The 21,659-nt window shown below is 37.7% G+C and carries 23 protein-coding genes; 3 read left to right on the top strand and 20 right to left on the bottom strand.

Features of this window, described 5'->3' with window-relative positions; translation table 11 throughout:
- Positions 1–18 precede the first annotated feature (18 nt).
- Both galT and galE read right to left on the bottom strand, forming a co-directional pair.
- Positions 19–1,503: a UDP-glucose--hexose-1-phosphate uridylyltransferase gene (galT, locus tag IGL70_RS05015; RefSeq protein WP_002288451.1), complete on the bottom strand. Its 1,485-nt coding sequence runs from the start codon at positions 1,501–1,503 to the stop codon at positions 19–21.
- 11 nt (positions 1,504–1,514) lie between these two features.
- Entirely contained in the window at positions 1,515–2,504 is a 990-nt protein-coding gene (gene galE, locus IGL70_RS05010) for a UDP-glucose 4-epimerase GalE (RefSeq protein WP_002288452.1), read from the bottom strand.
- Positions 2,505–2,752: 248 nt separating this feature from the next.
- On the opposite strand from galE, the gene IGL70_RS05005 reads away from it, so the two are divergent.
- A complete protein-coding gene (locus IGL70_RS05005) occupies positions 2,753–2,920 on the top strand; it encodes a DUF3042 family protein (protein ID WP_002288457.1) in 168 nt (55 codons plus the stop codon).
- Positions 2,921–2,981: 61 nt separating this feature from the next.
- Here the strand turns inward: IGL70_RS05005 and IGL70_RS05000 are convergent, their stop codons facing one another.
- The 12 genes from IGL70_RS05000 to tnpA all read right to left on the bottom strand — a co-directional run bounded on the left by IGL70_RS05000 (position 2,982) and on the right by tnpA (position 13,012).
- The gene (locus IGL70_RS05000; RefSeq protein WP_104765388.1) at positions 2,982–4,793 is read right to left on the bottom strand and encodes an FAD/NAD(P)-binding protein; all 1,812 of its coding nucleotides are present in this window, start codon (positions 4,791–4,793) and stop codon (positions 2,982–2,984) included.
- Positions 4,790–5,155, bottom strand: a complete 366-nt coding sequence (locus tag IGL70_RS04995) for a DUF488 domain-containing protein (protein ID WP_002330097.1) — start codon at positions 5,153–5,155, stop codon at positions 4,790–4,792. The genes IGL70_RS05000 and IGL70_RS04995 overlap by 4 nt, the downstream gene beginning before the upstream one ends.
- 162 nt (positions 5,156–5,317) lie before the next feature.
- Positions 5,318–5,713: a rhodanese-like domain-containing protein gene (locus IGL70_RS04990; protein WP_002293900.1), complete on the bottom strand. Its 396-nt coding sequence runs from the start codon at positions 5,711–5,713 to the stop codon at positions 5,318–5,320.
- 17 nt (positions 5,714–5,730) lie between these two features.
- A complete protein-coding gene (locus IGL70_RS04985) occupies positions 5,731–6,693 on the bottom strand; it encodes an ROK family glucokinase (protein ID WP_002293901.1) in 963 nt (320 codons plus the stop codon).
- A complete protein-coding gene (locus IGL70_RS04980; RefSeq protein ID WP_104765387.1) occupies positions 6,693–6,905 on the bottom strand; it encodes a YqgQ family protein in 213 nt (70 codons plus the stop codon). Before IGL70_RS04980 ends, IGL70_RS04985 begins: the two co-directional genes overlap by 1 nt.
- 20 nt (positions 6,906–6,925) lie before the next feature.
- Positions 6,926–7,624: a rhomboid family intramembrane serine protease gene (locus tag IGL70_RS04975; protein ID WP_002330096.1), complete on the bottom strand. Its 699-nt coding sequence runs from the start codon at positions 7,622–7,624 to the stop codon at positions 6,926–6,928.
- A gap of 19 nt (positions 7,625–7,643) precedes the next feature.
- Positions 7,644–8,186, bottom strand: coding sequence for a 5-formyltetrahydrofolate cyclo-ligase (locus IGL70_RS04970; RefSeq protein WP_002289886.1), 543 nt, complete (start codon positions 8,184–8,186; stop codon positions 7,644–7,646).
- A gap of 131 nt (positions 8,187–8,317) precedes the next feature.
- A complete protein-coding gene (locus IGL70_RS04965) occupies positions 8,318–9,322 on the bottom strand; it encodes a FecCD family ABC transporter permease (protein ID WP_002293903.1) in 1,005 nt (334 codons plus the stop codon).
- Entirely contained in the window at positions 9,319–10,308 is a 990-nt protein-coding gene (locus IGL70_RS04960) for a FecCD family ABC transporter permease (protein ID WP_002293904.1), read from the bottom strand. Before IGL70_RS04960 ends, IGL70_RS04965 begins: the two co-directional genes overlap by 4 nt.
- Positions 10,305–11,111, bottom strand: a complete 807-nt coding sequence (locus IGL70_RS04955) for an ABC transporter ATP-binding protein (protein WP_002293905.1) — start codon at positions 11,109–11,111, stop codon at positions 10,305–10,307. Before IGL70_RS04955 ends, IGL70_RS04960 begins: the two co-directional genes overlap by 4 nt.
- Before the next feature lie 331 nt (positions 11,112–11,442).
- Positions 11,443–12,591 (bottom strand): IS200/IS605 family element RNA-guided endonuclease TnpB, encoded by a 1,149-nt coding sequence (gene tnpB, locus IGL70_RS04950; protein ID WP_002323589.1) that lies wholly within the window; start codon positions 12,589–12,591, stop codon positions 11,443–11,445.
- A 16-nt stretch (positions 12,592–12,607) separates the two neighbouring features.
- Entirely contained in the window at positions 12,608–13,012 is a 405-nt protein-coding gene (gene tnpA / locus IGL70_RS04945; protein ID WP_002287522.1) for an IS200/IS605-like element ISEfa4 family transposase, read from the bottom strand.
- 155 nt (positions 13,013–13,167) lie between these two features.
- Here tnpA and IGL70_RS04940 point away from each other — a divergent pair, with 155 nt between their 5' ends.
- A complete protein-coding gene (locus tag IGL70_RS04940) occupies positions 13,168–14,124 on the top strand; it encodes an ABC transporter substrate-binding protein (protein WP_113844041.1) in 957 nt (318 codons plus the stop codon).
- 76 nt (positions 14,125–14,200) lie between these two features.
- On the opposite strand, the gene IGL70_RS04935 is transcribed toward IGL70_RS04940, so the two are convergent.
- Both IGL70_RS04935 and rpmG read right to left on the bottom strand, forming a co-directional pair.
- Entirely contained in the window at positions 14,201–14,719 is a 519-nt protein-coding gene (locus IGL70_RS04935) for a dihydrofolate reductase (protein ID WP_002324997.1), read from the bottom strand.
- An 87-nt stretch (positions 14,720–14,806) separates the two neighbouring features.
- On the bottom strand, positions 14,807–14,971 hold the full coding sequence (rpmG, locus tag IGL70_RS04930; protein WP_002293909.1) for a 50S ribosomal protein L33: 165 nt from the start codon (positions 14,969–14,971) through the stop codon (positions 14,807–14,809).
- Between the two features lie 214 nt (positions 14,972–15,185).
- Here rpmG and IGL70_RS04925 point away from each other — a divergent pair, with 214 nt between their 5' ends.
- The gene (locus IGL70_RS04925; RefSeq protein ID WP_002293914.1) at positions 15,186–15,632 is read left to right on the top strand and encodes a DUF2188 domain-containing protein; all 447 of its coding nucleotides are present in this window, start codon (positions 15,186–15,188) and stop codon (positions 15,630–15,632) included.
- Between the two features lie 193 nt (positions 15,633–15,825).
- Here the strand turns inward: IGL70_RS04925 and asnB are convergent, their stop codons facing one another.
- From asnB to IGL70_RS04905, 4 genes are all read right to left on the bottom strand, one after another.
- Positions 15,826–17,721: an asparagine synthase (glutamine-hydrolyzing) gene (gene asnB, locus IGL70_RS04920; RefSeq protein ID WP_002293915.1), complete on the bottom strand. Its 1,896-nt coding sequence runs from the start codon at positions 17,719–17,721 to the stop codon at positions 15,826–15,828.
- 324 nt (positions 17,722–18,045) lie between these two features.
- Positions 18,046–19,020: a choloylglycine hydrolase gene (bsh, locus tag IGL70_RS04915; protein WP_002306408.1), complete on the bottom strand. Its 975-nt coding sequence runs from the start codon at positions 19,018–19,020 to the stop codon at positions 18,046–18,048.
- A gap of 109 nt (positions 19,021–19,129) precedes the next feature.
- The gene (locus tag IGL70_RS04910) at positions 19,130–20,497 is read right to left on the bottom strand and encodes an ISL3 family transposase (protein ID WP_043921381.1); all 1,368 of its coding nucleotides are present in this window, start codon (positions 20,495–20,497) and stop codon (positions 19,130–19,132) included.
- 582 nt (positions 20,498–21,079) lie between these two features.
- On the bottom strand, positions 21,080–21,655 hold the full coding sequence (locus IGL70_RS04905; protein WP_146103014.1) for a hypothetical protein: 576 nt from the start codon (positions 21,653–21,655) through the stop codon (positions 21,080–21,082).
- Positions 21,656–21,659 lie beyond the last annotated feature (4 nt).

Genomic DNA, 21,659 nt, shown 5'->3' with positions numbered 1-21,659 from the left:
TCTCCTCCTTTTTTACGTTTATAAAATTGCAGTAAATCGTTCAAACGCTGCCTGTCCTTTTTCATCTCGCTTGAATACTCCAGCGTCTTCCAGTACACGTGCAAAAACCTGACCTACAGATTTTTGTACGACATCGGTGACCGTATCTTTCGTCAAATCAGGATGTTCTTTTTTTAATTGTTCTGCCCACGGACGATGATATTCAGCCATCTGGTTTTCTTCTCCTAATAAGAAATGCTCTACTTCTACTAGTTCTGGTTTCAAACGAGGTGGTAAAACAGCAAGCCCCATTACTTCGATCAACCCAATGTTCTCCTTTTTGATATGTTGGACATCTTTATGTGGATGAAAAATCCCATCAGGATGTTCTTCTGAAACATTGTTGTCTCGAAGGACAAGGTCCAACTCAAAGTAATTGTCCCTTCTTCGTGCAATTGGCGTAATCGTATGGTGTGGTGTACCATCTGCTGAAAAAGCTCTGATAGATACTGTTTCATCCGAATATGCTTTCCACTTTTCCAATACTGAGTTAGCTGCTTCAATCAGCAAGTTTTTCTCTGTTGATTGCAAACGGATCACAGACATCGGCCATTTCACGACTCCTGCGATGACTTGCGGATAATCTTCTAATTTGATAAGTTTTTCTATCGGTGCTTTTGCCATAGGAAATTCATGACGTCCTGCCTGATAATGATCATGAGAAAGAATCGATCCTCCAACAATTGGTAAGTCAGCATTCGAACCAACAAAGTAATGAGGCAAGACTTCAGTAATCCGAAGCAGTCTAGCAAATGTTTCCTTTGTGATTTTCATCGGGCGGTGTTGTTCTGATAAAATAATCGAATGTTCATTGTAATAAGCATAAGGGGAATATTGGAATCCCCAGCTTTCACCGTCTAGATTCATTCGAATAATCCGGTGATTGGTGCGGGCTGGATAGTTCAAGCGACCTCTATATCCTTCGTTTTCCATGCAAAGCATGCAGGTAGGATAGTCTACTTTTACCGCCTCGCGTTCTGCTGCGATTTGTTTTGGATCTTTTTCTGGCTTAGATAAATTGATTGTGATTTCCAGTTCACCATACTCCGACTCTGCCGGAAATTTGATGTTTTTTGCGATGGCTCTTGTTTTGATGTAGTCATTTTTCTTACTTAAATTAAAGAAATACTCAGTTGCTTCCTCTGGGCTTTTCGAATAGTGCTGTGCAAAGAATGCATTGACGACTGAAGGTGGCGGTGTGAGAAAATCCATTAATTGCGCTTCAAAAATCTCTTGTTCTGCTGGCAATTCTGAAAGAACACCATTTTCTCTTGCCTTAGCGACAAGCTGATCCAATAAGTCTACAGATTCTTCCTTAACTGGTCTTACTTCAATGCTTTCTAGAGCATCTTCTCCTACCATCCCTAAAAGACGATTCTGTAAATATAAGCGGTCCATTTCCATCCATCCGCCAGCTTCGATCGCAAGTGTGGCAAAATCACAAATCGTTTGACTGATTGACATATCTCATTCCCCTATTCTTCATAACCATTTGGATGGCTGACATGCCAATCCCATGCTGTTTTGATAATTGCTTTGATATCTGTGTATTCAGGTTTCCAGCCCAGAATCTCTCTCGCTTTTTCACTTGAAGCGACTAATCGGCTAGGATCTCCAGCTCTTCTTGGTGCTATTTCTGCTGGAATTTCTTTTCCTGTCACTTCTCTAGCTGCTTCTAGCATTTCCTTGACTGAGTATCCTTTGCTGCTGCCTAAATTGAAGAAGTTGCTTTCATTTCCTTCTTTCAAGTATTCCAAAGCTAAAATATGTGCAGCAATCAAATCTTCTACTTGAACATAATCTCTGATACATGTTCCATCTGGTGTATCATAATCGTCTCCATAAACAGCCAAGGCTTTTCTTTGACCAAGAGCTACTTGTAAAATGATTGGGACAAGATGCGTTTCTGGTGTATGATCTTCTCCGATAGATGCATCTGCTTTTGCTCCGGCTACATTGAAGTAGCGCAAAGCGACATAGCGCATGCCATATGCTTGGTCACACCACTTCATCATTTTTTCCATCATCAATTTACTTTCACCATACGGATTTTTAGGATTAGCTGGTGTATCTTCTGTGATTGGAGACTCTTTTGGTTCTCCGTAAGTTGCTGCAGTAGAAGAGAACACGATTTTATTCACATTGAACTCGTGCATGACTTCAAGTAAGATTTGCATACCGTATACGTTGTTGTTGAAATACATCAATGGTTTTTCGACAGATTCTCCTACTAAAGAGCTTGCAGCAAAATGGATTACTCCTTCAATCGGTTCCTTTTCAAATACGGAACGTAGAAATTCTTTATCCCGGATGTCTCCTTCATAAAAATGAGCATCTGGATGTACTGCTTGTTTGTGACCTGTGAGCAAATTATCTACCACAGCTACTTGATACCCCTTTTGAACTAGCTGGTCTACAGCGTGCGAACCGATATAACCGGCTCCGCCTAGTACTAAAATTGTCATAAAAAACACTCCTTTGATTAGTAAAATTGTGTTTGTTGATTCTATATAATTTAAAAAAACGAAGTTTACTTTTATGGTGAAAACAAACAAAGTAAAATTTCGTAAATTCATATGGTAAATTTATAATAAAACATTTAGTAAACATTTTCAAGGATTTTTTGCAAAGGTTTACAAACAAACGTAAAACTAGCCTTTTTTTCTCTTTTGTTCCATAATAGATATAACAAATAATAAATGAGGTGGATTCAATGAAAAAATTTGTATCTGGAATATTAGTAGGAAGTCTGGCAACAGCCGCTGCCGTTGCTGGTTTGGTCGCTTCTGTGAAAAAAACAGTGATCGATCCAATTGACGAAAAAGAAGCAATGATCGAAGAAAACCGTAAAAAAGCAATGCGCAAACGCGTTTCTCGTTAATAATTATTTAAAAATACGCATGAAGACTTTTGAAAGAACAGATAAGTCATCATGCGTATTTTTATTTGTCAGTCAATATAAGTTGTGCTATTTTATCTGCCTGTCTCAGATTCCATGGATCTGTATAAGGTCTAGCTACTGCTGCAGTTAGCCAATCCACACCTTCAACAGGTATTCCATAGCAATAAAAGTCAGACTGGATTTCCCCTGAAGCATCAATCACGCGATTCGTACCTCGCTCAACATCTATAGCTTCTGAATGATAACTTCCTGTATTATCTGAAAATGAAAAAGGGCGAACAAGTTTGTTTTCCTTCAAATTTTTTATGACAGGATTACTTGAACGAGAAAAGCTTGTTTGTGGCAATCGAGCTTCAATCAAATAGCGACTGCTGATTTCTTTATCTTGTAGAGAAATAACATAGCGGTTGTGCTTTTGCTGAATATCAAGTGGCGGTTCGATCAAATGAAAAATACCCGCATCTATCAGTGCTGCTAATTCTTTCGTCCGAATGACTGGCGGACCGATCGTTAAAAAGCTATTTAGATGAGTAAACCATCCCCATAGTATTTCTTTGTATTCCTTTGCAGAAAAAACGTGCCATTCAATAGCCTGCCGGATTGGATCACGCCAGTCTTTTAATGCATCAAATGTTGAAGCAAATGCTCCTGTGCAATTGCCTTTTTCCGCTTCTTTTATCTGCCCTTCAATAAATGCTCGGCTAGCTTCTGCAAAGGACTCATCCTGATAGGTAAGAGGAATTTCTAAATACGACCAATCCCATCTATAAGGGATTAGTGCTGGATGCTTTCCGAGACACTCCTCTGAAGAGAGGGAGAGAAAATCATGCTCAAAATTTTTCTTTGGAATCGGCAAATGATATTCTTCGATGATTTTCTTGTAATAAAACAACTCAACGTCTTTTTTCAGATAGTCAAAAAATGTTTCGCCAGTCAAAAATCCCGACTGATGCCATTGCTCCAGGTTTTCTTTTGTTAGTAACCGTGGCCATGCCATTGCTCCGCCTTGCTTTTGGTTTCTTCCTCGAGGGTAATAAGGGAGCCCCCTTCTTGATCCACTGTATACAATCGGTTCCTTGCCTGATGGATGATAGACAAGTTTTCCCTTTTCGTTCTCGAAGCGCCCTCCTCTTGATACTGTAAACAATCCGACATAATCAAAAAAACTTAAGCCTAGACCTCTTAAAAAGACATTTTCTTTAGGCGGTATCTTCGAAAGATCGACATCTGCAGGATTAGAAGGAAGCTGATACAGTAAATCATTTTTCTTTGCGTAGTCTACCCACACTCTTTCTTCTTCTGTCTCATCATTTTCCCAGTGACCGCTTGCTAAAACAAGCTGATCGATAGAATAGCTTTGCTGATCTGTCTGTAAAAGATAACCATCTTTTCTTTTGCTGACTTTTTTTACTAAAGAATAAACAAACTGAATAGAAGCTGGAAATTCTTCTTGCAACTTTGAGAAAAACCAGCGTTGATAGAGTCCGTATAAACATCGAGTAGATTGCTGATCTTTTTCCAGACGATTGATTTCTTCTATAATTAGTTGCTTATTTTTAGTTACCGTCTGTTCGATATAATCTGTAGCAGGTCCTTTACTCCATTGAAACAAGTTGGGTCCCTGTGTTACCAATCCTCCACTGGACAATGTTTCATCTGTAAAAAGCGTCACTTGTTGAGAAACAGAATTCATTAATAACTCCGGTGGCTGATTCAACCGCCAAACTCGACCTCCAGGACCATTGGGATCGAAAAGAAAAAGTTCAAGAGAATGTCTGCCCTGATTATTATGGAGAATCCTTTCTGCTACACTTAATCCTCTAGGTCCGGCACCAATGATCCCTATTTTCATTTGCATGCCTCCATTTCGATAAATTTTTTCAATAAAACAGCATGGTTCTGATGTTCATTTTTTGCACCATAAACAAAAGTAATGACTGGATGTTCTTTCATAAGTTGACTGAGTTTAAGAATAGCTTGCTTCTTTTCTTCTTCGAAAATCAATTCTTGCTGGTATTTCTTTGCAAATGAAGCAAATCGTTCTGGTACATGGTCAAAAGTTTTGCGTGCTTCATTACTAGGTGCAATTTCTTTCAACCACAGATCTAACTGCGCTTTTTCTTTTGAAATTCCTCGGGGCCAGAATCTATCCACGAGTATTCTATAGCCATCCTCTTTTTCAGCATCAAGGTAAACACGTTTTAATTTGATCATAGTTGTTTCCTTCTTTCTGCCTTTTCGCTTAGCTTATATATGTAGATAATAGCACAAAATAAAAAAAATGAACGGCACAACTATCCATTGCGCCGTTCATGTGATCTTGGTCAAAATCTAATGATTGATTCGGTTTTTAAAGCTGTCATACAATCATCTGTTTTATACTTTTTTACTTTTGATTTTTCCAGACCATCCGTCATATCCACCCTTAAGTAAATAAATCTCTTGATAACCTGCTTTACGTAATTTATTTGCTGTACGGATGCTCAAACTTTTCTTTTGATCGTAAATATAAACAGGCTGGTCTTTTCGAATAGATCCTAATGAATCTTTCAAAACAGTGTAAGGGATGTTTCTTGCACCTAAAATATGCCCAGCATCAAACACATCTTTTTCGCGAACATCGATTACTTGTGCTTTTCTCATTCCTTCTCGAAATTCTTCTTCTGTCAAAGTCGTTGCTGAACGCTTGGCCATTACTCGTAGATAGACTTCCCAAAAGATGATTGCAAGCACAATCAATAGCAAAATGATATTAATTACCCATAAAACCATGTAATGCCTCCGTTTTTTTAAGCAAATTTCAAGGCTAATGAGGCAGCGCCAATGACACCAGCTTCATTTCCAAGCTCTGCTAATTTGATTTTTGTTGATTCTCTTACTTGCGGGAAAGTAAATTCTTTAAAATATTTCTCTACACGGCTGCGTAAAAATTCTCCTGCTGCCGATACTCCTCCACCTAACACAATACTTGACGGATTCAATGTATTCCCCAAGTTGGCGCAAGCTAAACCTAAGTAGAAGCATACGCGATCAACAACCATCAATGCAAACGGATCGTCTTCTTGAGCCATTTCAAAGATATCTTTACTTGTTACTTCTTCACCGTTGTCTAACATTGCTTTCAGTTTTGAATCTCCTGCGTATTCTTCTGCCAAGTAACGACCTAGACGTACCACACCAGTAGCGCTAGACACAGTTTCTAAACATCCGCGTTTACCGCAAGTACATTCGAACCCTTCAGGATCCACAGTGATATGGCCGATCTCTCCGCCTGCTCCGCTCACGCCGTGAATCAAATTTCCGCCAGCAACGATACCACCGCCAACACCTGTTCCTAGAGTAACGAATACAACGTCTGGATCGTTTTCTCCAGCACCTTTCCATCGTTCACCTAAAGCAGCAACATTCGCATCATTATCGATAGCGAATTTGATTCCTGTTCCTGCCTCGATCAGTTTTTTCACAAATTGAACTTCTGTCCAGTTTAAGTTATACGCACCAATAACCGTTCCAGCTTCGCTGTCCACGCTTCCTGGGGTACCCATGCCGATTCCGATAAAGTCTTCGGCTTTCATATTATATAAATTCAAACGATGGTTGATTGATTCAATGATTTCAGGAACGATATGCTTACCATCATCCAAAATATTGGTATCGATGCTCCATTTTTGTTGAATCTCTCCTTCTGGTGTTAAAATTGCAAATTTTGCTGTTGTTCCACCTAAATCAATCCCAATAATCTTCTTGTCCATTACAAATTTCCTTTCTTTCGGCTTTCTTCAATTCGGTGCTCTCTTTTTAATATGCGCCACGCTGTCATGTATATATCATGATCAATCAAACGGCTATCATACAGATTACGCAATTCGATAGTCATTAATTCAATGTCATAGATGCGTGCACCCACATAGATAAAGATGCCAAATTTTTTGAACAGCTGCTGTACATCATATAAGCTCTCCATCTTTAAGCACTTCCTTCATATTATACAAGTAAACCATATTTTTTTAAACCCAGTAAAATACATATTACAAAAAGAAATACAAAAACTAGTGTAGAAAGAATCCTTTGGTGTATCGAATAGCTTGTCTGTTGTTTCGGTAGACCCAAAACATTCCCTAACACTAATCCGCCAATTAGCCCACCGACATGTCCCCAAACATCTACAGAGGTATCCAGAAGACCAAAAACAAATGTCAACACAATAAATAAAAGAAAATGTCTGACTAGCTGCTGGATCGCTGGGTTATGTTTAAAATGAAACCCTAAGATAAACAACGCACCGAACAAACCGAATATCGAAGTACTCGCACCACCAGACAGAACATTCGCTTCGTTAAAAGCAAAGCTTGCTGTATTTCCCATTATCCCGCTGAACATATAAATCAAGAAAAAACGCCAATGGCCATAGATTGCCTCGATTTGCTGCCCCATAAAATACAATATCAGTGAGTTCATTACGAAATGCATCAGTCCAAAATGGATGAAGATTGGTGTCACTAAACGCCACCATTCATTGAAGTGAACAAGATAAGGACCATACATTCCGGCATAATAAGGGATCTCAAGTCGCGGAAATAATTCCATCATAAGGAAGACCACTGTCTGTATCCCTAAAAAAGCATAGGTCCATAACGGTCGTCTTAACCATGCACGCAATTTTATTTGCTGTTGATAATTCATGAAAACCTCCCATTTCATTTTAGTCAATAAACAATTGTTGGATCTTCTGATCAAAGCTCTCCGGTTGCCATTGTTCATTCAATTGTTCACGAAAAACAAGGCTACATGTTTTTTTATGAAAATTATTTAAATACCGGTCGTAATAACCACCGCCAAAACCGATTCGATAACCGGCTCTATTGTAGATAATACCTGGTACAATGAGGAGATCGATCATCTCCGGCAAATAGAGCTTCTCTGATTGTGGCTCAAGAACACCAAAACTCGAACGTACAAGAACGGACTGTTCATCCATTTCATAAAACGCCATCTGACGTTTCGGCAAAGTTTTAGGTACAACTATTTTCTTTTGTTCTTTTTCTGCTCGTTGGATAACCGGCTGTGTATCCAGTTCAAATTCATTCGATAAAGTCGTCCCTATCACTTTTGCTGACTTCCAGTACTCGCTGGCGAATAGCTGTTTATAGATTCGCTGTTCTTTTTCCTTTTTCTTGCCACTTTTGGCCAGATTTTTCAGCTTTTCGATTCCTTTCCGGCGTAATCTCACTTTCAATTGGTCCAAAAACTCACCCTTCCTTCTCTCATAAAATGGTATAGGAAAAAAAGAAAAATAGCAATCGAACTTTCAAATAAATGCATAAATAGAATAAAAAGAAGACCTAGAAATGATTGGCCTTCCTTTTTTAATGAATTTCAACTGTTCAGCGCGTGTTTTTGTCTGATAAAAAGTGCATACAGAAAATATGGCGCACCAAAAAGGGCAATCAAAATTCCTGTAGGTACTTCCCCACTTGGTAGAATCACTCTAGCAACCATATCTGCACTAAGCACAAAAATGGAACCGAACAAACCGCTCAGAACAAAGGTCCAGTTATTTTCTTTACGTACGACTAGCTTCGCAGCATGAGGAGCTAGTAGTCCTACAAAAGATAAACTACCTGTCACCGCTACACTACCGCTTGCCAAAGCAACAGCTAACAACAAAAGGATTTTTTGACTTTTAGCCACGTTAAGGCCTAATCCTTGCGCGCGTTCTTGACCAAATGATAGCAATCCAATCCTCTGTGCATAAAGTCCTCCTAGCGGAATTAAGATAACCGCCCATGGAAGCAATGCCCAAACATAAGGCCAGCTCGCACCCCAGATTGATCCCGCTAACCATGCATTCACAAATCCATAATTTTCCTTAGATAATTGGATCGTGCATAGCAATGTTAATGCAGAAAGGCCGGCATTAACGGCAATACCGGACAATAAGATTCGATTCATACCCAAAAAGCCATTTCGATCATAGGCCGCAAGATAGACACAGCAAGCAGCTAAAACACCACCTAGAAAGGCTACAACTAGCAATAGAAACGGCAGCGAATAGTGCGAAAAGAAACCTAAATAAAGCATCACTAAAAATCCTGCTCCGGCATTAATGCCCAATATACTAGAATCTGCCAATTCATTTCTTGTTACTCCTTGCAAGATATAACCAGAAACGCCAAGACAAGCTCCTGCTAATAAACTGATCAGTAATCGAGGAACTCGAAATTCTCTAACAATCAGCGCCAAAGAAGATGATTCTTTCCCTATGAACGTGGCAAAAAGCTGATCCAGGTAAATAAAAGGCGTACCAATCATTAAACTACCTATAGACAGGATGACAAGTACAAAAAGCAAGAAATAAAACGTCCAATATATTTTTTTCACCGTTGTTCCCTCCTTACTTGTATCAGTAAAAACGGAACGCCAATCAATGCAATGACTAATCCAAAAGGTGTTTCAAAAGGGGGATTGATCATCCTCGCTGTAAAATCCGCCAACATAACCAATCCACCGCCAACTAAAAAAGAGACAGGTAGAACATAACGATAGTCCGTTCCAACCATTCCACGAACAACTGGCGGAACCAACAGTCCAATAAAGGAGACTGGACCGACTAACGAAACTGCTATGGCTGCCAACACTGCGACTAGACAGAAAACAATCAACCGCGTTCGTTTAGGATGACTTCCAAGAGCTAATGCATGTGTTTCACTCAAATGAATCAAAGATATTGCTTTTCCTAATGAAAAAGAAACCAAAACAGCAAGTATATATAAAGGAAACAATACTGCTAATTGTTTCCATGTGATATTGGCAGCTCCGCCTACAAACCAAAAAGCAAGATCCTGCTGCAGATTAAAGAATTGGGTAAGTGCTTGGCTGATAGCAGTAAAAAAAGAACTAATAGCTACGCCAGCTAAAATCAGCTGTAAAGGATTCATGCCCATTTTCGAAAACTGCAAAAAACCAAATACGAGCAAAGTTACAGCAAAAGAACCTGCCAATGACATTAGAAACACAGAAAAATCAGAAGCTTTAGGCCAAAAAGCAAAACTAAGGGCCATTGCCAACGAAGCACCCGCGTTGATTCCTAGTAAGCCTGAATCTGCTAAAGGATTTCTTGTCACTCCTTGCATCAATGCACCGCTCAATGCAAAACAACTCCCTACAAGAAATGCTCCCGCCACACGAGGCAAACGAATATTTCGTATGATTTGGTGACTTTGTTTTGATCTATCAAAATCAAACAACGCCTGCCAAAAATCTGCTTTTCCCACAGTCGCTGCGCCATTTGAAAGAGCAACAAAAAAAATAATCAAAAGAACAAAACAGACCAAAAGCAGGAGTCTATTTTTCTTCATAGTCCTCATAATTGATCCTCCTGCTCTTTTGGCAACAAATCATAGGTTAGAAAAACTGGTTTATTTGTTCTTGGAAGCGTGACAATCGTTGCATCAATCTCAAATATTTTTTTCATACACTCTTTTGTGATCACTTCTTCAGGTGTACCTTCTGTGATCAACTTACCGTTTTTCATTGCTAATAAATAATCTGAAAAACGTGAAGCATGATTAATGTCATGAATCGACATCAAGATCGTTGTTTGTTTCATTTGATTGATTTCAGTCAATAACTGTAGGATCTCTAATTGGTGTGCCGGATCTAAAAATGTTGTCGGTTCATCCAAGATCAAGATATCTGTTTCCTGAGCAAGCGCCATAGCGATCCAGACACGCTGGGTTTGTCCACCAGACAGCGTTGCGATATCCCGCATACGAAATCCAGCTAGACCTGTAGCATCCAACGCCCACTCGATTGCTTCATGATCTTGCGTGTCCATGCCACTGAACAGTTTTTGATAAGGGTATCGTCCGTAAGATACTACTTCTTCTACTGTCATACCTGTAGGGTGTTCACTAGTTTGTGCTAATAATGCAATTTTTTTTGCAAGTTCTTTTGAACTGTATGTAGAGATATCAGAGTTATTGACAATGATCTTTCCTGATTTCACAGGTAGTATACGGGTAAAACTTTTCAATAAAGTAGATTTTCCACTTCCATTTGGCCCAATCAAACTCGTGATTTTCCCTTCAGGAATCGTAACAGACATGTTTTCAATGATTTTTTTGTTTTCGTAGCCGGCTGCAATGTCAGCTGCTCTTAATCTCGTCATTTCACCCATCCTTTCGCTGAAAATCATTCTCAATTATGACGCTGTTTCAACATTTCGTCAAGCGCTACTTTCATATCTATAGCCAAATGAAGCGGTTGACAGCGTTCGAAATATCAGGAATAATAACCAATGAGAAAGATTCTCAATTATGTCAGGAGGAAAGAAATGAAAGTGAACTACTCACCACTTAGCTAAACCTGACGGTTCTTAACGCTTGAAGTGGGAGCTTCTTGGGAATAGAGCATACTTGATAGCGTATTTCTTTACTAACAGCGGTGTCTCTTATTTACCAAGCTATCCCCGTAGTTCCTACGGTTCTTGATGATTGGATCTAAGCCAATCCCATAGAATGTAGTCTTAGACCTTCGGTCAGAATATTGATACTAGCATTGATATCACGATCATGATGAGTATGACAAACAGGACAAGTCCATTCTCGAATTTCAAGAGATTTCTTGCCATCTTTATGTCCGCACTCTGAACAAATCTGACTAGACGGAAACCATTTATCTACTTTGATGATTTTTCGTCCATACCAGTCAGCCTTGTATTGTAATTTAGTCACAAACTTTGACCAAGAAACATCAGAAATACTTTTAGCTAATTTATGATTTCGCAACATACCTTTTGTGTTTAAGTCTTCAATACAGATAATATCGTGATTTTTGATCATTTCTGTACTCAACTTATTCAGAAAATCAGTACGTTGATTCATTACTTTTTCATGCAATCTAGCTACTTTGCGTTTTTGTTTTTGATAATTTTTAGCTTCAAATAGATTGGTACCTTTATTTTTAGCCAATAAAGCACGCCTAGACAATTTGCGTTGTTCACGCTTTAGTTTCTTTTCCATTTTGGACGTGAATTTATTATTATCAATTTTTTGTCCATCAGAAAGAATCGCAAAGTCCATAATGCCTAAGTCAATACCAATTGTGGAATTAGTTTTAGGTAATTCGATAATTTCTTCTTTACACAACAAAGAAATATAGTATTTACCGCTAGAATGACGTGATATTGTAGCAGATTTGATAATCCCTTTTGGTTGTCTATGAAGCTTAATTCTTACTAATGACTTCAATTTAGGAACTTTGATGAATTTACTATCAATCAAAGCAATTGTACCATTTTGATTATTCGTTGTATAACTCTGAACAGGATTTTTCTTACTTTTGAAACGTGGAAATCCAACGGATTTATCCCGAAAAAAATTCTTGTATGCTTTATCTAAATTAAGTTGGGCATTGGCTAAAGCAAGGCTATCAATTTCTTTCAAAAACGGAAATTCTTTCTTGTATTTAGCTGGTGTCGGAAAAGTCATTTTTTTAGAAGAATCATTTTTAACTTCTTCATACGCCTTTTTTCGGTCATCAAGCATTAGATTGTAGACCTTACGGACACAACCAAAAGATTTGGCAAAGAAGATTTCTTGTTCCTCTGTTGGATAGATTCTGAATTTGTATGCTTTTAGTTGTTCCATAAAGTTCACCTACTTTCTATTTATGATTGTTTCCTTGATTTTGGATATACTTCTTAATCACATCAATTGGTGCGCCACCAGTTGTCAGAAGACAAAAGCTTTTAGACCAGAACATTTCTTTCCAAAGAAATTGTTTGACTCTTGGAAAGTCACGTTTTATCAATCTTGAGCTGGCACTTTTATAGGCATTGATGAATTTTGTCAATTCTGTTTTAGGTTGAGCTTTGAACATAATATGAACGTGGTCTTTATCATGATTCCACTCCACTAAAGTAATGTGATACGATTCTGAAATTCTTTCAAAAGTAGTTTTGGCATAATCAGATATTTCATCATCAATCACTTGTCTACGATATTTCGTTACTAAAACAAGGTGGTAATAAAGAAGAAATACTGAATGATTATTTGTATCTAATTCCATGTTATATCAACTCATTTCTTGTATAGACTGATTGTAACATGGGACAAAATAAAAAGGCAATACGCCTTAGTTGTCGGTCTTCGAGTTACCAACGGTAACCCTCATACCGAACGGCATTCATCACCCACCTATAGAGGATGGGCGACTTCTGCCTAATTCTGTTAAAAACAAAAGTATTCACATTATCTAGCATATTGCTGCTGGCTGGAGTACTGAGCGCTTGCTCCCCCTCTTCAGATAAAGAAACAGCTACAACTGCCAATTCGACGACTTCATCCAATAGTACTCATACAGTCACAGATACACTTGGACATAAAGTAGAGATTCCAAACGCGCCCAAACGGATCATCGGCAGTTACTTAGAAGACTATCTGATTGCACTAGAGGAAAAACCTATCGCCCAGTGGACTGTTGGCAGTGGTTCCATTCAAGATTATCTGCAAGATGATTTAAAGGATGTCCCAACGATTTCTTATGACCTTCCTTATGAGAAAGTGTTAAGCTTTGAGCCTGATTTGCTGTTGATTTCTTCTTCCGCTACTGTCGAAGGCGGGAAATACGAACAATATAGCAAAATCGCGCCAACTTATGTTGTAAAAAACGGAACAGATGTCACATGGGAAGAACAACTAAAAGATGTCGGCAAAGCTTTGGCAAAAGAAAAAGAGGCAGAAAAAATCATTTCCGATTATCAAAAATCCATCAAGAAAACTCGAGAAGAACTAGCAGATAAAATCGAGAACAAGACAGCTGCAGTGTTGTGGGTGACCAACAACTCAGCCTTTATGGTCAGCAAAAATCGGTCAAGTGGAAGAATCGTATACGACGATCTGGAATTTGGTGTTCCTGATCTAGTGGAAGAGGTCTCCAAAAAAGCCACTTCTGACTGGTCTGCTGTTTCCTCTGAAAAGCTAGCTGAATTAGATGCTGACTACATCATCCTTGTGAACAGTGACAAAGATGCTGCCATGTTCAATGAACCAAGCTGGAAGAATCTTAAAGCAGTGACAGACAATCATGTACTGCAATTCGGACCTGAATCTAGCTGGCTATATAACGGACCTATTGCCAGTCAGGAAATGGTCAATGATATCAAAGAAAAACTAAATTGATTTTAACTAAAAAAAGCATCTTCACGATTAGTCGTAAGATGCTTTTGTTCTTATTAACAAACTAGACGCATAGATTTTATTCTTCTTTTGAAGCAACCCTATTTTTTACTCTTTCCCATTTTTGAAAACGATGGGCATATAGATTTTCTTGATCCGTTATCCCCTCATACTCCTCTATAAGGGTGAAGTCTGAAAAATCAATATTCCCAATATACGTATCGCCTTCAAACGTGCTATCGATCAATGTTCGCCAGATCCGACCAGTGTAAGGAAGAAGTTCTTGAAAAATCCGACTACCACCCGAAACATAGATATCTTCTGAGATCGTTTGACTATACGACAAAAGTTCATCGATCGAATGCATTACTTCCGCATTTTCTTTCGTACGAAAATTTGGTTGCGTTGTCAACACGATGATATGGCGATAAGGAAGTGAAAGATCCCCCATTCCTTCATAGGTCTTTCTTCCCATCACTAAAATTCGATCCATTGTATGTTCGCGAAAGAAACGCATATCATTTGGCAATCGCCATGGTAACAAACCATTTTTGCCGATCAGACCATTTTTATCTTGTGCCCACATGGAAATAAACATATTATCCGCTCCTTATGATTTTAGATGTTTTGAGATAAAAAAAGTCTCAATTCTTTGACCAGCAAGGAATTGAGAACTTTAAAAACATTATTTTGTTTCACGGTGCAAAGTAACTTTGCGTTCGCGTGGGCAATATTTTTGTTTTTCCAAACGATCAGGATTGTTACGTTTGTTTTTGCTTGTTAGATAGTTACGTTCTTTACAAGAAGTACACTCTAAAGTGATGTTTACGCGCATGATTTTCCCTCCCATTTTTACAAGAATCCTCTAAGATGACTCTCAGACTTGATTATCTTACCATGATTTTTTCCAGATTGCTAGTGTTTTTCACGATTTTGTTAAGTAAAACTACTTGACGATAAATACAACGGTTTTACTTCTCAGACAAAATCTTTTTCTTTTTGTATAAATACCCTTACACTTGTTTATAGAGACTATGTTTTTTTAAATAAAGGGGGATACTAATATGCCATGGAACATGAAGGACTTTCCTGCATCAATGAAAAACTTAGATAAACTGACAAGAAAAAAGGCGATCGACATCGCAAATGCTCTATTAGACGAGGGTTACCCTGATAGCCGTGCGATCCCAATTGCCATTGATCAAGCAAAAGAGTGGTATGAAAATGCTAGTGAATCAGAAAGACGAACATTCGAAAAAGAAAAAAATCCAAGTAAGTCGGATAAACATGATACGAATCCTCGTGCCGGAAAATTGCTTGATTCAGATGTGATCGTAGAATATGCCGAAGAACAATGGATCGTGAAATCTAAAGGAGCAAAAAAGGCTAGCAACCATTTTGATACAAAGAAAGAAGCGATCGAAAAAGGAAAGCAAGTAGCACAAAACAAAGAATCAACTTTGGTCATTTATAAAAAAGATGGGACAAAAGAAAAAGAAATCGATTATTGAACATATGTAAAGGGGTTGTGACGAAAATCGTGTCACAACCCCTTATGTTCGAAACAATGGTGTTCCTCTGCCAACTCCGAACCACAAGTCATAATATCTATAAAACGGGAAGAGCTGTTTTTTGAAATTGTTTCTTATCACTCGGTGTTAAACGGTAGGAGCAAACCTATTTTTTATTGATATTTGATTTTCATCAAACAGTCACATAGTCGATTGCTTCTGCTTGCGGAATCGTTTCATCTACAAAGTAGACTTTATACCATGTCAAGAAACTGAAGATTGTCCAGATTTTTCTTTGCTCTTCTTTACGTCCTTCGTGATGGTCATCTAGCAACTTCATGATTTTTTCTTGATCAAAAAATTCTTTTGCAAAATCTGCTTCGAATAATGCTTTGACTTGTTCGTAGCCGTGTTCTTCTTTCAACCAAGCTTTGATTGGCACAGGAAATCCTAATTTCACCCGATTCGACCACTCTTCCGGAAGATGTTTGTTCGCAGCTTGTCTGAAAATATCTTTTGTGTTGTTTTGATTCAATAAGAACTTACTTGGTATTTGTTGAGCCAATTTCATGACTTCGATATCCAATAAAGGTACTCGGACTTCCAAAGAACTTGCCATAGAAAGTTTATCTGCCTTCAACAAGATATCTTTTGGCATCCATTGATGAAGATCGACATATTGCATCTTATTGACTTCATCTTTGATTCCTTCTGTTTTCTCGTAATGAACAGTCATGATTTCATCCACAGATGGTGCTGTTTGATATTTTGGTGTCAACACTTCTGATGCTTCTGATTCTTCGAACACTCGAGCATGACCGATAAAATATTCTTTTGCAGGAGCAAGTGATTCATATAAATGGATCCGTCCATGGAAATTTTTCATTTTTCCGATTTTACGTCCTAAATTATAGCGTGTTCCTTTTGGTAATTTTTTCAATCCTTGAGCAATCACACGGATGAATTTTGAATTCGTATGGAATCCATACGTTTGGTATCCCGCAAACAGTTCATCCGCCCCTTCTCCAGATTGGACTACCCGCACGCTTTGTGAAGCAAGATTTGCTAAAAAGTACAAAGGTACGCAAGAAGGATTTGAATCAGGTTCATCTAAGTGATACTGGATCAAAGGGAATGCTTTGAACGACATGTCTCCGTCGATCACTGCTGCTGTATTATCTAAGTCCAATAGTTCGGTTAGTTTTCTGGCTTCAATCGCTTCATTATAGGTTTTATCATCAAACCCGATTGAGAAAGAATGATCTGGTTTCAATACAGAGGTTACATAACTGGAATCAACCCCGCTGGATAAGAAAGAACCAACTTCTACATCACTGACCGTATGTGCTTCAATAGAAGCTTGAACGGTTTCGTCGATTTTTTCGATCCATTCTTGTCGGGAATGCGTTTCTTTTGTTTCAAAATCTGCATCCCAATATTGCTGAATGTCTAGTTTTCCATCTTTATACGTATAATAATGGCCTTCAGGCAAACGATAGACATCTTTGAAGAATGTTTCGCCGTTTAATGGAGAATATTGGAAAGTCATATAAGGTTTCAACGCTTCTTTGTTCAATTCTTTGTTAAAATCAGGATGAGGCAGAAAACTTTTGATTTCTGAACCAAACATAAATGTTCCGTTCATTTCTGCATAATAATATGGTTTGATCCCAAAGTGGTCTCTTGCACCGAATAACTCATTCTTTTCATTATCCCAAATAGCAAAAGCAAACATTCCGCGGATCTTTTGCAATAATTCTGTTCCCCATTCTTCGTAACCATGCAAAAGGACTTCTGTATCTGCATGTGTTTGAAAAACGTGTCCAGCTGCAATCAATTCTTCTCTCAAAGGCTGGTAATTATAGATTTCGCCATTAAAAATAATGATCTTTGTTCGATCTTCATTGTAAATAGGCTGAGTACCGCCCTCTAAGTCAATAATACTTAATCTTCTGAATCCTAAAGCAACGTGTTTATCGATATATTCACCTGAACTATTAGGCCCACGGTGAACGATTCGATCCATCATTGTATTAATAATTGTTTTTTTGTTGTCCTTGTCGTTAACAAAACCTACAATACCGCACATTTAACTTTCACATCCTAATATAAAATTACTGTTTATTTCATCCATATGCATCTTAACATAGAATAAATAGCGGACGAATATTTTCTCTCTTACAGTTTCGTCACGTGAAAACAAAAGATGAAAGTTTCTGTTTTTACAGAAAATAAAGTCCCAATATCTAATTTACCATGTTTTCTTTTTTGAGGCTATCTTATTCTCTTCGTGTTAAAAAAATATTAGTGGATGCTATTTCCAAAAAAACCAGCAAAAAAAGACACGACCTAAAGATCGTGTCTAATTATGACTGTATCAGAAAATATGATACCAAACGGATCTATTCATTAATTAATTGACATAGTTTATCTGTTGCTCTTTTATGACTGGATAACTGACCAATTCATGACGATCCAAGTCTTCTTTATTCATATTTACAGCAGTAATCTGACTGTCTTCATACGTACGATAATAATAAATTCCTTTATCAACGTTACAGCAAGAAGAATAAATCGTATATTCGTATTTTCCTTCTCCAGTATCGCATACTCCTTTTTGTTGCTCGACTGAGCCTAGTATATGAAAAAATTGACTGATACTTTCAGATTCTGAATCACCTGATGCAGCATTCATTTTAGTAAATGTGGCTTTTACAAATCGAGAAACAGAAGAGAGATCTCCAGGTAAGCCCAATCCTCCCATCCCACGACTATAAACATTCAAGCTGATCTGGTTTGAAAAATGATTTTCTGGTGTTCCATTTGATAGCGAGCGATAATTGTTCAGATTAAATAATTGATAATCAAATGGCGGATTATTTGTCAACACACCGACAGGATTATCATATAAATGAAGTCCATCTTTCATACTTTCAATTACTATCGATTTTTCTTTATCAGCTAATAACCAGTGTAAAGGTGACAAGGGTAGTTTTTCACTAAAATCGATATTGACTAGATTGATAGTAGCCAATAATTCTTTAGCTTCGTCTATGGTTGAGCATTGCCCTAGTATCCATGGAATAAACTCAAATGGTGCAACGTTATCTTTTCCTTCTTGTAATTCTTTATAATCAGCATTGCCAGGAAAATTCAGTCCTGCCATACTCAACCCTTTTTCATTTGTAGCCTCATAATAGAGTGGATAGTTGGCTACCCCAGCTGCTATCCCAATCATTGCATAATGTTTATCTAAATTTTTTACCTTTCTAAAATCGAAACGATAATTTCTTGGAGTAATAGTGACTACTTCATTATAAGACATCTCATAATCAAAATTCCTTCCAAAATAATGGTCTTTCGTTGCATAAGTGATTGCGGTACACATCGTTTCCCCTCCTAAAACAAATCGTTTTTACACTTTTATCTTACATCTAGTATTTTTTTTTATCAAAAAAAAGGTTCAGTATAAATTCTTGTGTAAACGGCTGTGAGATTTAGGATGCCTTTCGGGATATTTCCATTAATCGCAGAAAGAAGTATTCATCATCTGGATACCCATAACCCTTACGTCTCTCAGTCTTGATCTTATTGTTGATACCCTCAAGTTTGCCAGTTGATATCCCGTATTTGGCGAACGTGTAGATCCCTCTCAAATGGTTATTTAAGAGACGCGCAAACCAAATAAAGTGGCTATTCTCAGTTGCCTTGCAGATGTCTATGATCCCTTCAAGTCTAACGCACATTTCCACCTCGTCATGTGAGTTGTATGCCTGGTCTAGCAAGTCTTTGACGAGGTCTATTGTGAAGAAGAGCTTGTTTTCTTCCAACAGCTCGTCATACCATGCTTCATTACCGCCATAAGCCTTTATTTCTGGTGTATTGAATATTTCACCAGCAGTAGACACTAGCTTGCCTTGACGGGCATCCTCGTCCTTCTGAACTAATGTGGACCTCTTAGACATCAAGATGTAACGTGAGTTCTTAAGCAACTTAGCAGCCTCTGGAGAGCCTTCTTCAGCCAGCCGTCTTTGTTCATCCTTTCTGATCTCTGAAACCACTTTATCGTTGAAATTCTTGATAATGTGGAAGCGATCATAGACGATGTCTAGCTTGGGATAGCGCCCTTTAAAAGCTTCTTCGAAGTCTGAATTCATGTCGCAAGCCACCGCCTCAACTTTTGACATCCACTCATCGCCAACATGATCCATAAACTCGAAAACAACGGCTTTCTTCTTGCCATGGGCTAAGTAGAGAATATACCCTGTTTCCCAGTCTATGATTGCGGTGGCGTACTTATGGCCATCGTGGAGCTTAAACTCATCAATGGCTAAGTATTTTGCCTGCCTTTCAGGTTTTATGAGTGTCTTGCCATCAGTTGTAAATTTAGACAGTAGAAGAGACTTGTGAATTGACTTTACAGTCATCTTGTCCAAGCCAGTAAGCCAAGCCACTGCCTTTAGAGTAAGGCCATAGCTTAACAGTTTCTCAGTGTATTCTTTTAAAGGTTTGGTGATGCGATAACCATCAGCTTTAAAAGGGATAGACTGGCTTCTAGTGTTGAATTGGCAATCAATGTTAAGACAACGAAAACGTGCATAGGACACTCTGATATTGGTGTGTACTCCACCAATAGCGACGTGCTTAAGGGTAGATTCTAAAGACCCATTTTTAACTAGTTTTCTTGAGCAATTAGGACAGAAGGTATCACCACGCTCATCTAGCTTTCCTACAAAGGTTAATCCACCTTCATTTTGAATTGGCTCGCCAACTTGAATAAAGTCGGTAAGACCAGAATTAAAGGATAAGACACCTTTGTTAGGCATAACATCTTGAGTAGTAACTGACAGTTCTGTATAATTCATAGTAAGAAGGGCTCCCCATGTTTTTGTCGTTATTAACATTGTAAGGGACAACCCTTCTTTTTTTGTTATCTAATTTCTATTTACACAAGAATTTATACTGAACCAAAAAAAAGGCCAAAGAAGATTGATTTACTAGCATTTATAAAAAATAGTACTCAGGGGGAATCAAAAAATATTGTAGGCTAAAAGTACAACAAAAATAAGGGGCTGTGACAAAAGCATTGTCACAGCCCCTTATTCCGAACAAACGGTGTTCAAAAGCTTGCATCTGCGGTAATAAGCCCAACCAAATGAAAAAATAGGAAGAGCTATTTTTGTTTGGCCGTTCTTATTACTTGATGCAGGACAGCTTCTTCACAACCTCTAATCGTTGATATAAGGAAGGTACAGGAATCAGAAAATCATTTTATATCTTTATCTGCAGTTTGAAAAACAACAAATTAAAGACTTTACTACATTTATAGTTTGTTGAAATCTCTATGCATTTTATTCAAATGCAGTGGAATTGCAGTGAAAAAAACTTCATCTAACGTGGGGCAACCGTTCACTTTGTGGGCGGTTTTTAGTTTTGCTAAACTTATTTTATATCTGATCATTTTTTTTTATCAAATCAATCAGTTGATACCTATTTTTCTTATTTTTTCTGTTTTTATAAGGACTTTTTTCTGAATATTTTTTTATAGCTTCCACTAAATTCTGAGGATTACAAAAAGTCTCTTCAATAAATTGTTTTGATTTTAACTTGCTAGTTGTTACTTTTAACTTCCCAGCCAAAAACTCACAAGGCTTTTTCTTTGATTTCACTTTTATAAAATCATCATACATATTAAAATGATGTACCATCAACATTTCTATTTCTGGCGATGTTATAAAGAAATAAGTTCCACAAACCTTACTCCTATATGGTTCTTTGATTGCTTTCATTTCAACATCGCTATCTTGAATTAAAAAGATACTTATTGGCTTTTCGTGCGTCATCGTGAGAAAATGTTCTTGAAATATATTTGCTTTTTTATATTTTACCGGAAGTACTGCTTCAGTTAAAATATCTTCTTTGTTTATAATAAGCAAATCATTCTCAAGTAGAATATTTATATAGTACTTTTCCGAATTACCTTCACATATAATCGCCACGATACTTTCTCCTAAATTATTCATTCCA

The sequence above is a fragment of the Enterococcus sp. DIV0901a genome, assembly GCF_051711525.1.
GTDB classification, from domain to species: Bacteria; Bacillota; Bacilli; order Lactobacillales; family Enterococcaceae; genus Enterococcus_B; species Enterococcus_B faecium.
Note: the sequence above shows the minus strand (reverse complement) of the source record. Positions and strands in the feature narration are given on the sequence as shown.